We start from the raw sequence: 13,578 nt of genomic DNA, 5'->3' as shown, positions 1-13,578 counted from the left end.
CGGCGTGACACGATGACCCCATGGAGGGTGGCGAGCTCAGCGACGACACCGGTGCGATCGAGCGCGTCTCGGCGCAGGCCACCGGTGCCCCGGTCGAGTGGGAGGCGGACGTCGTGCTCCGGGACGGCACGGTCGCCCACGTCCGCCCCATCACGCCCGACGACGCCGAGGGCATCCGTCACTTCCACAGTCAGCAGTCCGCGGAGTCCATCTACCTGCGGTTCTTCGCCCCTTTGCGCGAGCTGAGCGAGCGGGACATCTACCGGTTCACGCACGTCGACTACCGCGACCGGGTGGCCCTCGTCGCGACCCTCGACGGCGAGATCATCGGCATCGGTCGCTACGACCGCATCGACCCCGGCTCGGCCGAGGTCGCCTTCAACATCTCGGACCACTACCAGGGCAAGGGCATCGGTTCCGTCATGCTCGAGCACCTGGCGGCCATCGCGCAGGAGATGGGGATCAACCGGTTCGTCGCGGAGGTGCTCCCGCAGAACCGCAAGATGCTCACGGTCTTCAAGGAGGCCGGCTACGAGGTCACCCACCACATCGAGGACGGTGTCGTCGAGGTGTCCTTCGACATCTCGCCGACCGAGCAGAGCAAGGCGGTACAGCTCTCGCGCGAGCACCGTGCCGAGGCTCTCAGCATGCGCATGATCCTCTTCCCCGAGCGGGTCGCCGTCATCGGCGCGAGCCGGCGCGAGGAGTCCATCGGTGCCCTCGTGATGCGCAACATCCTCGCGGCGGGCTTCCAGGGCGAGATCTACCCTATCCACCGCGTCGCGGACCAGATCCAGGGTCTCAAGGCCTACCCGAGCATCCACGACGTGCCCGAGCCCGTCGACCTCGCCGTCGTCGTCGTCCCGGCCGCGCAGGCCATCGACGTCGTCAAGGACTGCGGCAAGGCCGGCGTCAAGGCGCTGCTCGTCCTCTCGGCCGGTTTCGCCGAGGCCGGCGAGGAGGGAATCCGACTGCAGGAGAAGCTGCGTCGTCGGGTGCGCCGTGCCGGGATGCGTGTCGTCGGCCCCAACAGCTTCGGCCTCATCAACAACGACCCCGCCGTGCGGCTCAACGCGACGCTCGCCACGGTCATCCCACGATCCGGTCGGCTCGGCCTCTTCGCGCAGAGCGGCGCCCTCGGGGTCGCAGTGCTCGCGTCGGCCGCGCGACGCGGCCTGGGCATCTCCGTCTTCGCCTCCGCGGGCAACCGTGTCGACGTCTCGGGCAACGACCTCATGCAGTACTGGATCGACGACCAGGAGACCGACACCGTCGGCCTCTACCTCGAGTCGATGGGCAACCCCCGCAAGTTCTCGCGGATCGCCCGGGCGCTCGCGGCCGTCAAGCCGGTCATCGTCGTGAGCTCGGGCGTCTCGAGCTTCGCCGCCCCACCCGGTCACCGCACCCGCGTCACCAACGTCCCGCCGCAGGCGTTCGACGCCCTCTTGAGGCAGGCCGGCGTCATCCGCGTCGAGAACGTCCACCAGCTCTTCGACGTCGCGCAGCTGACCCTGCACCAACCGCTCCCCAAGGGGGACCGTGTCGCCATCGTCGGCAACTCCGACGCCCTCGGGGCGCTCAGCGCGAGCGCCTGCGTCAGCTGGGGCCTGCAGGTCACCCACGGGCCGGTGTCGCTGCCGCCGCAGGCGTCCGCCGAGGAGTTCGCGGCCGCGCTCGACGCCGCCTTCGCCGACCCCGAGGTCGACAGCGTCGTCGCCGCGTTCATCCCGCCTCTCGTGACCCAGGACGAGGAGGTGCACATGGCGGTGCGCACGATCGTCGCCGATCACGAGAAGCCCTGTGTCGCCACGTTCCTCGGGATGCGGGGTGTCGGCGACGGACTCTCCTACGAGCAGAACGGCATCCGTCGGTCCGTGCCGGCGTACTCCATGCCGGAGGACGGCATCCGGGCCCTCAACGCCGTCACCCGCTACGCCCTGTGGCGACAGCGCGACCGTGGCACCCAGGTCGCCCCGGTCGGGATCGACCGCCCCCGCGCCGAGGCCCTCATCGCAACATACCTCGCGGGGAGTCCGGAGGGGCGCGCGCTCACGCGTGAGGAGACGCGCGAGCTGCTCGGTGCCTACGGCATACGCGTCTGGCCGGCGGTTGAGGTCTCCGGAGTCGACGCCGCGGTCGCCGCCGCGACGGAGCTGACGTACCCCGTCATCCTCAAGTCCACGTCGCCGGTGGTCCGCCACCAGCCCGGCCTCGTCGGCGTCCGCGGCGACCTCCTCGACGCCGAGGCGGTCCGCGACGCACACACTTCGCTCACCCAGCGGCTGGGGCCGTTGGGGGCTGACCGTTTCGTCGTGCAGCGCATGGCCGTGCCCGGCGTCTCCTGCGTCATCCGTGCGAGCGAGGACCCGCTCTTCGGGCCGGTCGTCAGCTTCTCCGTCGCCGGGCCTCCCACCGAGCTGCTCGGCGACGTGGCGCACCGCATCCCGCCGCTCACCGACGTCGACGTCACCGACCTCATCGACGGCGTCAAGGCGGCACCACTGCTCAGCGGTCACCGGGGCGCGGCTCCGGTGCACCGGGCCGCACTCGCCGACCTCATCGCCCGCCTGTCCGTGCTCGCGGACGACCACCCCGAGCTCTCGTCGGTGGAGCTGAACCCCGTCAACGCCTGGACCGGGGGCGTCGACGTCCTCGGCGCCGAGGTCGTCGTGCGCCCGCCGCTCGTGCGCAAGGACCCGGGCCGGCGGCGCATGACCTGACCTCGTCCGGGGGCACGGCAGGGTGAGCGAAGCCGGGCTGCGGCAGGGCCCGCGTGAGGGGCTGTGGGCGGCCCGGCGGGCTCCTCGGCGCACGAGTGCAAGGATGGGGTCATGCGACGCGCCATTCCGGGCACCGGCCGGGCCCTTCCCGAAGACCTCACCGAGGCGATCACCCGAGCCGGCTACTACCCCTCGCTCGTCTGCGACGTCGTCGAGTCCGCGATCGCCGACGACGAGGTCGTCTCGCACCTCGTGCACCAGGAGACGACCTTCGACCACGAGACCGTGCGTCGGCACGTGACCGTCCTCGTCGTCACCCCGCTGCGTCTCGTCATCGCCCACGCCGACGACCATGCCGAGTCCGAGGACAAGCTCATGGCGACGGCCACCACCGAGACGGTGCCGCTCGCCGCCGTCCGCGGCGTCATGCTGACCCACGTCGTGGGGCAGCCAGACACCTTCACGCCCGGGACCCACGGACGTGACCTCACGCTGACCCTCGGGTGGGGGGCCGTCAGCCGGCTCGACATGATCCCTGCCCAGTGCGGCGACCCCGACTGCACGGCCGACCACGGCTTCGAGGGCACCATCGCCTCTGACGACATCTCGCTGCGCATCAGCTCGGCCGCCGACGGCGAGGACGCCGTGGGCCGGGCCATGCACTTCGCCCGGGTGCTCTCGGCGAGCATCGGCGGCGGCACGGCCCGCTGACCGCTGCGCCGTGGCTCCCGATGTGACTGCCGACGCCCCCGCGCCGACCGACTGGTCCGCCGGCACGCTCGCGTCCGTGCTGCCCTCGGTCGCATACCGCCTCGGGGTGAGGCGGTATGCCGGTCGCGACGTCTTCGAGCTGCCCGCCGTCCCGCGCACGGTGGTCGTCCTCGTCGACGGGCTCGGGCATGACCTGCTGCGCCAGCGCAGCGGCCACGCGCCCTTCCTCCGCAGCCACCTCCCGACCGCGCACCGGGTGCCCTGCGGGTTCCCCTCGACGACCGCGACGTCGATGGGGACCTTCGGCACGGGCCTCCCGCCGGGGTCCCACGGGCTCGTCGGGATGCAGGTCCTCGACCCGGCCACCGACCGGCTGCTCAACGAGCTGTCGTGGGAGGGCGGACCCGACCCCCGGGCCTGGCAGCCGAACGAGACCGTCTTCGAGGCCGCCGAGAACGACGGTGTGTCGGTGACGATGGTCGGTCCGCACTACTTCGACGGGTCGGGCCTCACCACCGCGGCGCTGCGCGGTGGTCGCTTCCGCGCGGCGCGCTCACTCGAGGACCGCGTCGACGCCGCGGTGGCCGCCGTTCGCGCGGCGCCGCGCTCGCTCGTCTACCTCTACTGGGGCGAGGTCGACAAGGTCGGTCACGTGCACGGCTGCCAGTCGTGGCAGTGGGGCGACGAGGTGGAGTCCGTCGACGCCGCCCTGCGGCAGCTTGCTGCGCGGGTGCCGGACGACACGTCGATCGTCGTCACGGCCGACCACGGCATGGTCGACGTCCCCTTCCACGACCGCCTCGATCTCGTGCACGAGCCGGCGCTCATGGCCGGCGTGCGTCACCTGGGCGGCGAGCCGCGCAACCTGCAGCTCTACACCGAGCAGGGCGCGACCGCGGACGTCGAGGCCGCGTGGGCGTCGCGCCTCGGCCTCGGGGCCCGGATCCTCAGCCGCGAGAGGCTCGTCGACGAGGGCTGGCTCGGTCCGGTGCGACTCGAGGTCGAGGGCCGGATCGGGGACCTCGTCGTCGTCATGAGCGGTTCCCTCGCCGTCGTCCACTCGGGACTCATGAGGCCCGAGGTCGTCGCTCTGCTCGGCCTGCACGGGTCGACCAGCGATGCGGAACTCGCCGTGCCGGTGGTCGTGGTGCCACCGCGCCGCGGCGCCTAGGGTGGTGCCTCGTGGCTGAGCTCGTCTTCTTCTCCGGAACCATGGACTGTGGCAAGTCGACCCTCGCCCTGCAGATGGACCACAACCACGGCGCGCGTGGTCGGGTCGGCCTCATCTTCACGAAGATGGACCGAGCCGGAAGCAACGTCCTCAGCTCGCGCCTCGGTCTGTCCACGGGTGCGCTCGAGGTCGGCGACGACCTCGACTTCTGGGAGGCCATCGTCGGGCGGGCCACGGCTGGGACGCGCATCGACTACCTCATCTGCGACGAGGCCCAGTTCTACACCGGTGACCAGGTGGAGCAGCTCGCGCGCATCGTCGACGAGATGGACGTCGACGTCTTCGCCTTCGGGATCACCGCCGACTTCCGCACCGAGCTCTTCCCCGGCAGCAAGCGGCTCATCGAGCTCGCCGACCGCGTGCAGGTCCTCCAGGTCGAGGCGTTGTGCTGGTGCGGCCGCCGGGCCACGACGAACGCGCGCGTCATGGACGGGGGCATGGTCGTCGAGGGTGAGCAGGTCGTCGTCGGCGACACGAAGCCCGGGACCACGGGTGTCGTCGAGTACGAGGTGCTCTGCCGCCGGCACTACATGCGTCGGATGACCTCGCACGCCGCCCGAGCCGCCGCCGTGTCGCCCGAGGTGCTGCCCTTCGACCTCGACGTGTGCCCCCTGCCGCCCCTGCCGATCACGCAGGCCGACTGAGCCCTCCCGAGGCCGTATGCCGTCCCGCTCGCTCTCGCGGGAAGGGGGAGTAGGCCGGGTGTGCCGGTCGGGGCGTCAGCGGGTCAGGTCACTCGTTCTTGCGGCCGAACATGATGTCGTCCCAGCTCGGCACGCTCGGCCGGCCCGACCTGCGCGCCGCCGGCGCGGGGCGGGGAGCCGGCTTCGCCCGCGGAGCCAGTGGGCGCTCCTCGATGATCTCGAGGCTGTCGCCGCCCTCGTCGAAGGTGTCGGAGCCCGTGGTGTCGTTGCTGCCACCAGGGCGTTCTGCTGCCGTGCGGGACACCGGCTGCGGCTCCGGCCGCCGGCGCACTGCCGGACGGAGGGGTCGCTCCTCGAAATCGGGCTCGTCGTGTGCCTCGGGTCCGGAACCCGTCTCGTGCGGGTCCTCGTCGCCGACCGCGGCTGTGGACTCCGCGGACTCTGCGGCGTCCTCAGCCACGGCGTCAACGGCGTCAACGGCGTCCACGGCGTCAACGGCGTCCGTCTCCGTCGATGCCTCGCCTGCATCGTCGCTGCTGTCGGCGCGTCCGTCGGTCTCGTCACCCCCGGAGAGATCTCCCGGCTCGGCCGGAGGGTGAGCGGGGGCGTCCACCGGGGAGGCGGAGTCGGCCTCGGCCGGACCGCTGGGCACCTGGCGCACGGGCTGGGTGGGTTCGGTGCGACGCACCTTGCGCTGGGCGGCCCCGGCACCGACCCGCTCCTCGACCGTGCCGGTCTTGACGACCTCGGGGTCGTCCTCGGGGTGGGTGTGGGCCGGCGGCGGCAGCTCGTCGCGGGGGTCGCGGGCGACCTCCTCGAGGGGGAGTGCCTCCTCCGGCGCCTCGTCGAGCCCGGGCACCTCGGTGGACTTCGGGCGGCGCCGACGTCCGCGCTGTGCGCTCCGCTCGCGCATGGCCGCCATGAGGTCGACGGTCTCGCCCTCGCGGCGACGCGCCGACGCGCCGACGCCACCCTCTGCCTCGACGTCGTAGACGCGGCTCGGACGGGTGGACGCCGCGAGGTGCGGGGCGGGGATGGGGCCCGGTGCCTGCTGGTCCTCGTCCTCGCTCAGCCAGCGGGCCTCGTCGTCGACCGCCGACACCGTGCGGGCCAGCGGGTCGAACGACCAAGCGGCCTCGCGCTGTCGGCCGCCGGCGTTGAAGAGGAGGAGCACGGTCCAGGCGCCCTTGTCGGTGCGCCGCGAGTCCCACTGGGCGCTGTCGGCGTCGATCTCACGGGTGCGGAGGCGCTCGGCGACCCGGGCGTCGAGGGTGGGAGCGCCGCCGTACGAGCCGCCGCGGGGACGCAGGCGCACCTGACGGGCCAGGCTGGCGACGTGCTCGCGCTCGGCCAGGATCGGTCCCTCATAACGGTGGACCTTCTCGACGCTCCAGCCTGCACGCTCCGCGACCTCCTCGGCCGTCATGCCGGCCCGGATCATCGCCTGGACGTCCTTGGGGCGCAGACCGCCGGAGATCTCGATCTGGAGCTGGCCGAGCCGCGGACGGTCGCGCCGTGCCGCGGCACGGAGGGCCTCGTCGAGGGGGACGGTGAAGCGGTTGCCCTCGTCGTCGGCGAGCAGCAGGTGCAGTCCGTCCTCGTGGACGCCGACGAGCCTGAGGTGCTGCATGGGTGGGTCTCCCGGTAACGAGTCTGCGTGGTCGTGCCTGATGTGCGCGCCGGCGGCTCCGGTGGGTGCAGTTCTGCTCACACCGGTGCGCCGTGCAGTCGAGCATGCCACCGGCTCGGGTGGACGCCAAAGCGCCCACGCCGCACAGGTACCGTTTGCTCTGGCATGCCCACCTCATTCGCGTCCGCGCAGCTCGCCCTCGACCTCGTCGGCGTGTTCGTCTTCGCGCTGTCCGGCGGGCTCGTCGCCGTCAAGAAACGCTTCGACCTCTTCGGGGTCCTCGTGCTCGCGTGCGCCGCTGCCCTCGGCGGCGGCATCGTGCGCGACCTTCTCATCGGCGACATCCCGCCGGTCGGCATCAGCGACTGGCGACTGCTGACCGCCGCTGCCCTGGGCGGCCTGGTGACCTTCCTGTTCCATCCCGGCGTCGAGCGCATCACCCGCTTCGTCCGAGTCCTCGATGCGGCCGGCCTCGGTGCCTTCGCCGTCGCGGGCAGCCTCAAGGCGGTGACGACACCGGGGGTGTCAGCCATTGCCGCAGTCCTCGTCGGCGTCATCACCGCCGTCGGTGGCGGCGTGGTGCGTGACGTGCTCGCCGGCCAGGTTCCCGAGGTGCTGCGACGCGAGCTGTATGCCGTGCCGGCGATGCTCGGCTCCGTGGTCGTCGTCGTCGCGGCCCAGCTCGGGTCGCTGCAGGACTGGGTGCTGTGGACCGCAGCCGGGGTCGTCTTCGCCCTGAGGATGCTCGCGGTGCGCCTCCACCTCAACGCCCCGACGCCCCTGCGCTCCCATCCCACGTAGCGCGCGCGCCGAACGACAGGCGCAACCACAGACCCTGCTCACGACCGATGGCGGAGACATGACACCAGACGCAGCACCCACCCCCGAGCCCACTCCCGAGTCCGAACCCTCGGCCTCCGACGAGCGCTCCCCGCTCGAGCCGTACGACGCCGTGCTCCTGCTGGGCTTCGGCGGCCCCGAGGGTCCCGACGAGGTCATGCCCTTCCTCCGACGGGTCACCGCCGGCCGCGGCATCCCGGACGAGCGGCTCGAGTCCGTCGGCGAGCACTACCACCACTTCGGTGGCCGCAGCCCGATCAACGACCAGAACCGTGCCCTCATCGCCACGCTGCGAGCCGAGCTCGACGCCCGTGGCATCGACGCGCCGATCGTCTGGGGCAACCGCAACAGTGCGCCCTTCATCGACGACGCCCTTCGCGAGAGCCATGCGGCCGGCCACCGGAGGGTCGTCGCGCTGACGACGAGCGCCTACTCCTGCTACTCGTCGTGCCGGCAGTACCGCGAGAACCTCGCCGACGCTGTTGCCGCCGTCGCCGACGAGGGCATCGAGCTGCAGATCGACAAGGTCGCCCAGTACGCCCCTCGGCCCGGGTTCGCCGAGGCCAACGGCGGTGAGCTGGTGCGCTCGCTCCGTGCCCTCGATGGCGCCCCGGACTCTGAGATCGCCCTGCTCTTCGTCACGCACTCCATCCCGGAGGCCATGGACGACACGTCCGGACCGGGTGATGGCGAGGGCAACCTCTACCAGCGTCAGCACCTGGCGCTGGCGTCCCGGCTGACCGACGAGGCCAACCGCGTCCTCGGCCGCGACCTGACGGGAGAGCTCGTCTTCTGCTCGCGCTCGGGACCGCCGACCCAGCCGTGGCTCGAGCCCGATGTCAACGACCGCATGCGCGAGCTCGCGGCCGCCGGGGTCCGCACCGTGGTCACGGCGCCCATCGGGTTCGTCAGCGACCACATGGAGGTCGTCTACGACCTCGACACCGAGGCGCAGGCGACGGCAGACGAGCTGGGGCTGACGCACGTCCGCGTCCCGACCGTCGGCACCGACGCCGTCTTCGTGAGCGACCTCGTCGACGCCCTGCTCGAGCGTGCCGCGGAGGCGCGCGGCGAGGAAGTCCCGCAGTTCGAGGGTCGGATGCCGTCGGTGTGTGCCCCCGGCTGCTGCCCGAACCTGCGCCAGGCCCGACTCGCCCTGTGCGGCAGCGACTGAGGCCGGCGATGACGACTCACACGTCGCCAGCACTGCCCGAGGGTGTCAGCGTCGAGGAGCTGGAGAGGCTCTGCATCGACGTCGCCACCGAGGCGTCACGCTTCATCCGCGACGAGCGGCCGGAGCGCATGGGCGTGGCCGCGACGAAGTCGAGCGAGACCGACGTCGTGACCGTCATGGACCGGCGCTCCGAGGAGCTGCTGCACCGGCTCATCCAGCAGGCCCGCCCCGACGACGGCATCCTCGGGGAGGAGGGGGTCGACGTCGTCGGGACGTCCGGCCTGACGTGGGTGCTCGACCCGATCGACGGCACCGTCAACTACCTCTACGAGATCCCCGCGTATGCCGTGTCCGTGGCCGTCGTCGTCGGCGACGCCCACTCCCAAGGCGGTTGGGCGCCAGTGGCAGGGGCCGTCGCCGACCCCAGCCTGCGTCTCGTGCACCACGCCGGTCGCGGCACCGGGGCCTGGACCAGCCCGGAGGACCGGACCGCCAGCACCGCGCCGATCCGTCTCTCGGTGTCGGCCGAGGATCGGCTCGGGCGCTCCCTGCTGGCGACCGGCTTCGGCTACGACCCTGCGGTGCGCCGTCGTCAGGCCGAGGTCCTCCTGCGGGTGCTGCCACTCGTCCGCGACATCCGACGCATCGGCAGCGCCGCTCTCGACCTCGTCCGGGTCGCCGAGGGCTCCGTCGACGCCTACGCCGAGAGCGGCCTCAACGCCTGGGACCTGGCGGCCGGCTGGCTCGTCGTCGAGGAGGCAGGTGGCGTCGTCGTCGGCGCGGGGGAGGGGGCTGAGAGCGCACCGGGCAAGGCCCTCACCGTGGCCGCCGGCCCAGCACTCGTCGAGGACGTGCGGGCCCTCTTCGTCACCCAGGGTGACGTCGCCGACTGACCTTCCCCGTCACCCCGTCACCCCGTCCACATACGACAGACGCCCCACCCGGCTGTGCCGAGGGGGGCGTCTCTCGTCCTGGGGAGCGGGCGGCATACGCCCACTCCCTGCACCGCGGACCGGGCTCACGCCGCCTGGAACGGCTCGAGCCCGGGGACGCGGATGCCGTTCTCGGCGGCGAGACGGGCGAAGGACTCCAGCTCTCCGGTGTGCACCTGCACCCGGAAGTCGTCATCCGCCCTGCGCGCGTCGGCAAGGTCGCCCAGCGTGTCGTTGACGCGTTGCCTGATCTGGTCGACGAACTCGGTCATGGGTGCCACCTCCGGGCCTGGGTTGTCGATCGGTCGAGTCCGAAGACCCTACCGCGCCGTGGGACCCCCAATGTCCACCCCCGACAGTCGGTGAAAGGCAAAGGCTCGGTGAACTCTTGGTCCGAAAACGGCAGGCGTGGGGGATGCGTCCCGCCTCCGTCTCAGGCCTTGGGTCGGGCAAGGTGACAACGCTGTGGGGATGGGGCACCATACGCGGCACGCGGACATGTTTCGTCGCTGCTGACAAGGCCGTTGACGGCGAGGGTCCCACGGGAACAAGTGGGAGCCTGTGAGCGTTCTCCGCGTCACAGACCGCAAGGCGCATCACGAGTAGAAGTGAGACAACCAGATGGCAACCGATTACGACGCGCCACGCAAGACTGACGACGACCTGAACGAGGACTCCATCGAGGAGCTCAAGTCACGTCGGGTCGACAAGACGTCGTCCAGCGTGGACGTCGACGAGACCGAGCAGGCCGAGGGCTTCGAGCTCCCCGGTGCCGACCTCTCCGGCGAGGAGCTGTCGGTCCGCGTGCTGCCCAAGCAGGCTGACGAGTTCACCTGTGGACGCTGCTTCCTCGTCCACCACCGCAGCCAGCTCGCCAAGGAGAGCAACGGCGTGATGATCTGCACGGAGTGCGCCGCCTGAGCGCACCTGCGACCAGGCAGCAGCACGTCCTGGAGCCAGTAGGGTCGGTCCTCGTGACCGACCCTTGTGCTGTCCCGGTCCGGCGGCTCGACCCGGACCTGCCCCTGCCCTCCTACGCCCACCCGGGCGACGCCGGCGCGGACCTGTGCGCGCGGGTGGACGTGACGATCGAGCCGGGCGAGCGCGTGCTCGTCCCCACGGGCGTCGCGCTGGCACTCCCGGTCGGCCACGCGGGTTTCGTGCACCCGAGGTCGGGGCTCGCTGCCCGCCACGGGATCTCGATCGTCAATGCGCCCGGGACCGTCGATGAGGGCTACCGCGGCGAGATCCTCGTCAACCTCGTCAACCTCGACCGGTCCGAGCCGTTCACGGTCCGCCGCGGCGACAGGATCGCCCAGCTCGTCGTCCAGCGCGTCGAGCGGGTGACGTTCGTCGAGGTGGATTCGCTCGACGAGACCGGTCGGGGGGACACTGGACATGGATCCACCGGCGGCTTCGGTCCCGGGGGCGCCACCGCGCCGACCATGCCGACACTGGGGGAGACGCAGAGGGAGACACCGGAGCAGACAACGGAGCAGACAACGGGGGAGCCGCCCCGCGAGGCGTGATCATCGGATACGGTGCGCCGGGCGCTGCGTCGGCGCCACGACGACCACCACTCCGGACGGGCACGACGCCCGCCGGACAGCAGGACTCAAAGGACGGAATGACGTGGGACTCTTCAGCCGGGGCAAGTCGAAGGACCGCACGGACACCGGTTCCGTGGACGCAGATCCGGCCGACGGCGGGTTCGACCCCATCGGGCAGGACCAGGCCGTGGACGAGGGGAACGACGACGCGAACGGTGACGCGAACGGTGGCACGGACGCTGGCACGGACGGACTCGCCGGTGGGCGCGACGGCGCCGCGGGCCCGCTCGACCGGAGTGCGGTCTACGACGACAGCGACTACCTCAACCTCGGCGCGATCTGGCTGCGCGGGCGCCTGGGCATGGAGCTGCGCCTCGAGGTCAACGAGCAGGAGCAGCAGATCACGGGTGTGACCGCGGTGATCGGCGAGTCGGCCGTGCAGCTGCAGGCCTTCGCCGCGCCGCGCACCGAAGGCGTGTGGGTCGACATCCGCAACGAGATCGCCGCGAGCATCGTCGACGCCGGCGGCACCGCCGAGGTCCTCACGGGTGAGTTCGGGGAGGAGCTGCTCACACGGATGCCGCAGGCGGACCAGAACGGCCGCACCGTCTTCATGCCGGCTCGTTTCGTCGGCGTCGACGGTCCCCGCTGGTTCCTCCGTGCCGTCGTCTCAGGTCGGGCCGCCATCGAGCCTGCTGCCGCCGACGCGGTCCACGAGGTCATCCGCACCGCGGTCATCGACCGAGGTGACGAGGCCATGCCGCCGCGCGAGCTGCTGCCGCTGCGCCTGCCCGATGCAGAGGGCACGGACCAGGCCGAGGGCGCCGACACCACCGGCGCCACGGAGGGCCCCGACCTCAACCCGTTCGAGCGCGGCCCCGAGATCACCGAGGTCCGCTGATGGCCGGCCCGTGTCCGGCCCCGTGTCCGGCTCCGTTGCGAGGCGGGTTGCGGCCGTGAGCACGGGCCAGCCCAGCGCCCTGCGGCGGCTCACCGAGCGGTTGACGCGATCCGCGCACGAGCTCGAGGCAGCCGAGCTCCGTCACGAGTCATCGGTCCTCGACGGAGTGGTCCACATCGGCGGTGCACCCCAGCGCACCACGGTCACGGTTGCGGGCGATGTGCGCTCGGTGACGCTGCGGCCCCGCGAGGAGACCCCGGCACTCGATGTCGAGATCTGGGACGGCACCGAGTCGCTCCACCTCGTGTGGCTGGGCCGACGACGCATCGCCGGCATCGTCCCGGGCGTCAAGATCCGGGCCACCGGCCGCATCACCAGACGCCGGAAGGTCATGACGATGTTCAACCCCGCGTACGAGCTCATCGGCAGGGCAGGACAGACGCATGGCTGACGGCGACGCCACGATGTCGGGCGCAGAGGACGGCGCCGTGGAGGGCGCCGTGGAGGGCGCGGCGGAGGGCGACGCCGTCGTCCGCTCGGAGGCTGACCTGCGCCGCTACGACACCGTCGAGGAGCTGTTGCGCGACAAGCTGTCCGAGGCTCTCGGGGGCTGGCGCGGCGCTGTCGAGTCGGCTGTTCCGACCCTCGCCTTCGCCCTCGTGTGGGCCCGAACCGAGAACCTGCGCACGGCCCTGGTCGTCGCCGGGGCGTGCGTCGCCGTCCTGCTCGTCGTGCGACTCGTGCAGCGTCAGGACCCTCGCTTCATCGCGTATGCCGCTGCGGGAGTTGGCATCTCCGCCTTCTTCGCGCTCCGGTCGGGTCGGGCGGAGGACGCCTTCCTGCCGGGGATGCTGCAGAATGCGGGCCTGCTCGTCATCCTGCTCGTGACGAACTTGCTGCGGTGGCCGCTCTTCGGCTTCGTCGTCGGCGTCGCCGAGCCCGAGGCCTTCGCCGAGAACCCCACGTGGTGGCGCCGCCACTCCGGCATCGTCACCGTCGCCGCCCGACTGGCGTGGGTGCTCATCGCCCTCAACGTCGTGCGGCTGGCCATCATGGTGCCGCTCTACCTGGCCGAGCAGGTGGCGGCGCTTGGGGTGGCCAAGGTCGTCCTCGGCTGGCCGGCCTACCTCGTCGCCATCACGGCCATGGGCGCCATCCTGATGCGCGGTCGCACGCCGATCGACCCGAATCGCCTGGCCTGACGCCTGCCCCCTGGGTCAGGAGCCCTGCGGGGGACGGTCGTAC

13 protein-coding genes and 1 pseudogene are annotated in these 13,578 nt (G+C 71.8%); 12 read left to right on the top strand and 2 right to left on the bottom strand.

Features of this window, described 5'->3' with window-relative positions:
• The first annotated feature begins 20 nt into the window (after positions 1–20).
• The 4 genes from AB4030_RS05770 (at position 21) to AB4030_RS05755 (ending at position 5,306) form a co-directional block, all read left to right on the top strand.
• Positions 21–2,720 carry a bifunctional acetate--CoA ligase family protein/GNAT family N-acetyltransferase gene (locus tag AB4030_RS05770; protein WP_442278241.1) on the top strand — a complete coding sequence of 900 codons (2,700 nt, stop codon included), beginning with the start codon at positions 21–23 and terminating at the stop codon, positions 2,718–2,720.
• Between the two features lie 111 nt (positions 2,721–2,831).
• Positions 2,832–3,431, top strand: a complete 600-nt coding sequence (locus AB4030_RS05765; protein WP_442278240.1) for a DUF5998 family protein — start codon at positions 2,832–2,834, stop codon at positions 3,429–3,431.
• Positions 3,432–3,453: 22 nt separating this feature from the next.
• Positions 3,454–4,602, top strand: coding sequence for an alkaline phosphatase family protein (locus AB4030_RS05760; RefSeq protein WP_442278239.1), 1,149 nt, complete (start codon positions 3,454–3,456; stop codon positions 4,600–4,602).
• 11 nt (positions 4,603–4,613) lie between these two features.
• A complete protein-coding gene (locus tag AB4030_RS05755) occupies positions 4,614–5,306 on the top strand; it encodes a thymidine kinase (RefSeq protein ID WP_442278238.1) in 693 nt (230 codons plus the stop codon).
• Positions 5,307–5,394: 88 nt separating this feature from the next.
• Here the strand turns inward: AB4030_RS05755 and sepH are convergent, their stop codons facing one another.
• On the bottom strand, positions 5,395–6,936 hold the full coding sequence (sepH, locus tag AB4030_RS05750; protein ID WP_442278237.1) for a septation protein SepH: 1,542 nt from the start codon (positions 6,934–6,936) through the stop codon (positions 5,395–5,397).
• A gap of 165 nt (positions 6,937–7,101) precedes the next feature.
• On the opposite strand from sepH, the gene AB4030_RS05745 reads away from it, so the two are divergent.
• The 3 genes from AB4030_RS05745 to AB4030_RS05735 are packed head-to-tail and all read left to right on the top strand — an operon-like array spanning position 7,102 to position 9,843.
• Complete coding sequence (locus AB4030_RS05745; RefSeq protein ID WP_442278236.1) at positions 7,102–7,737, top strand: trimeric intracellular cation channel family protein; 636 nt, start codon at positions 7,102–7,104, stop codon at positions 7,735–7,737.
• Between the two features lie 58 nt (positions 7,738–7,795).
• Positions 7,796–8,950 carry a ferrochelatase gene (locus AB4030_RS05740; RefSeq protein WP_442278235.1) on the top strand — a complete coding sequence of 385 codons (1,155 nt, stop codon included), beginning with the start codon at positions 7,796–7,798 and terminating at the stop codon, positions 8,948–8,950.
• A gap of 8 nt (positions 8,951–8,958) precedes the next feature.
• Complete coding sequence (locus AB4030_RS05735) at positions 8,959–9,843, top strand: inositol monophosphatase family protein (protein ID WP_442278234.1); 885 nt, start codon at positions 8,959–8,961, stop codon at positions 9,841–9,843.
• A gap of 125 nt (positions 9,844–9,968) precedes the next feature.
• Here AB4030_RS05735 and AB4030_RS05730 read toward each other — a convergent pair whose 3' ends face one another.
• Positions 9,969–10,154 (bottom strand): hypothetical protein, encoded by a 186-nt coding sequence (locus AB4030_RS05730; RefSeq protein WP_442278233.1) that lies wholly within the window; start codon positions 10,152–10,154, stop codon positions 9,969–9,971.
• Positions 10,155–10,503: 349 nt separating this feature from the next.
• Between AB4030_RS05730 and AB4030_RS05725 the strand changes: the two genes are divergently transcribed.
• From AB4030_RS05725 to AB4030_RS05705, 5 genes and pseudogenes are all read left to right on the top strand, one after another.
• The gene (locus tag AB4030_RS05725; RefSeq protein WP_442278232.1) at positions 10,504–10,803 is read left to right on the top strand and encodes a DUF4193 domain-containing protein; all 300 of its coding nucleotides are present in this window, start codon (positions 10,504–10,506) and stop codon (positions 10,801–10,803) included.
• A 53-nt stretch (positions 10,804–10,856) separates the two neighbouring features.
• Positions 10,857–11,306: pseudogene (dut, locus tag AB4030_RS05720) on the top strand (dUTP diphosphatase); the annotation flags it as partial.
• A 208-nt stretch (positions 11,307–11,514) separates the two neighbouring features.
• The gene (locus AB4030_RS05715; RefSeq protein ID WP_442278231.1) at positions 11,515–12,333 is read left to right on the top strand and encodes a DUF3710 domain-containing protein; all 819 of its coding nucleotides are present in this window, start codon (positions 11,515–11,517) and stop codon (positions 12,331–12,333) included.
• Positions 12,334–12,388: 55 nt separating this feature from the next.
• Positions 12,389–12,784 (top strand): OB-fold nucleic acid binding domain-containing protein, encoded by a 396-nt coding sequence (locus AB4030_RS05710; RefSeq protein WP_442278230.1) that lies wholly within the window; start codon positions 12,389–12,391, stop codon positions 12,782–12,784.
• Positions 12,777–13,535, top strand: coding sequence for a DUF3159 domain-containing protein (locus tag AB4030_RS05705; RefSeq protein WP_442278229.1), 759 nt, complete (start codon positions 12,777–12,779; stop codon positions 13,533–13,535). The genes AB4030_RS05710 and AB4030_RS05705 overlap by 8 nt, the downstream gene beginning before the upstream one ends.
• The last annotated feature ends 43 nt before the right edge of the window (positions 13,536–13,578 follow it).

Origin of the sequence: Terrabacter sp. 2YAF2, assembly GCF_052114705.1 — a bacterium.
Taxonomy (GTDB): domain Bacteria; phylum Actinomycetota; class Actinomycetes; order Actinomycetales; family Dermatophilaceae; genus Terrabacter.
Note: the sequence above shows the minus strand (reverse complement) of the source record. Positions and strands in the feature narration are given on the sequence as shown.

What these genes read in the sequence shown, in the direction of transcription:
- AB4030_RS05770 (WP_442278241.1), top strand. Translation starts at nt 21, where the DNA reads ATGGAGGGTGGCGAGCTCAGCGACGACACCGGTGCGATCGAGCGCGTC.
- AB4030_RS05765 (WP_442278240.1), top strand. Translation starts at nt 2,832, where the DNA reads ATGCGACGCGCCATTCCGGGCACCGGCCGGGCCCTTCCCGAAGACCTC.
- sepH (WP_442278237.1), bottom strand. Translation starts at nt 6,936, where the DNA reads ATGCAGCACCTCAGGCTCGTCGGCGTCCACGAGGACGGACTGCACCTG.
- AB4030_RS05745 (WP_442278236.1), top strand. Translation starts at nt 7,102, where the DNA reads ATGCCCACCTCATTCGCGTCCGCGCAGCTCGCCCTCGACCTCGTCGGC.
- AB4030_RS05740 (WP_442278235.1), top strand. Translation starts at nt 7,796, where the DNA reads ATGACACCAGACGCAGCACCCACCCCCGAGCCCACTCCCGAGTCCGAA.
- AB4030_RS05735 (WP_442278234.1), top strand. Translation starts at nt 8,959, where the DNA reads ATGACGACTCACACGTCGCCAGCACTGCCCGAGGGTGTCAGCGTCGAG.
- AB4030_RS05730 (WP_442278233.1), bottom strand. Translation starts at nt 10,154, where the DNA reads ATGACCGAGTTCGTCGACCAGATCAGGCAACGCGTCAACGACACGCTG.
- AB4030_RS05725 (WP_442278232.1), top strand. Translation starts at nt 10,504, where the DNA reads ATGGCAACCGATTACGACGCGCCACGCAAGACTGACGACGACCTGAAC.
- AB4030_RS05705 (WP_442278229.1), top strand. Translation starts at nt 12,777, where the DNA reads ATGGCTGACGGCGACGCCACGATGTCGGGCGCAGAGGACGGCGCCGTG.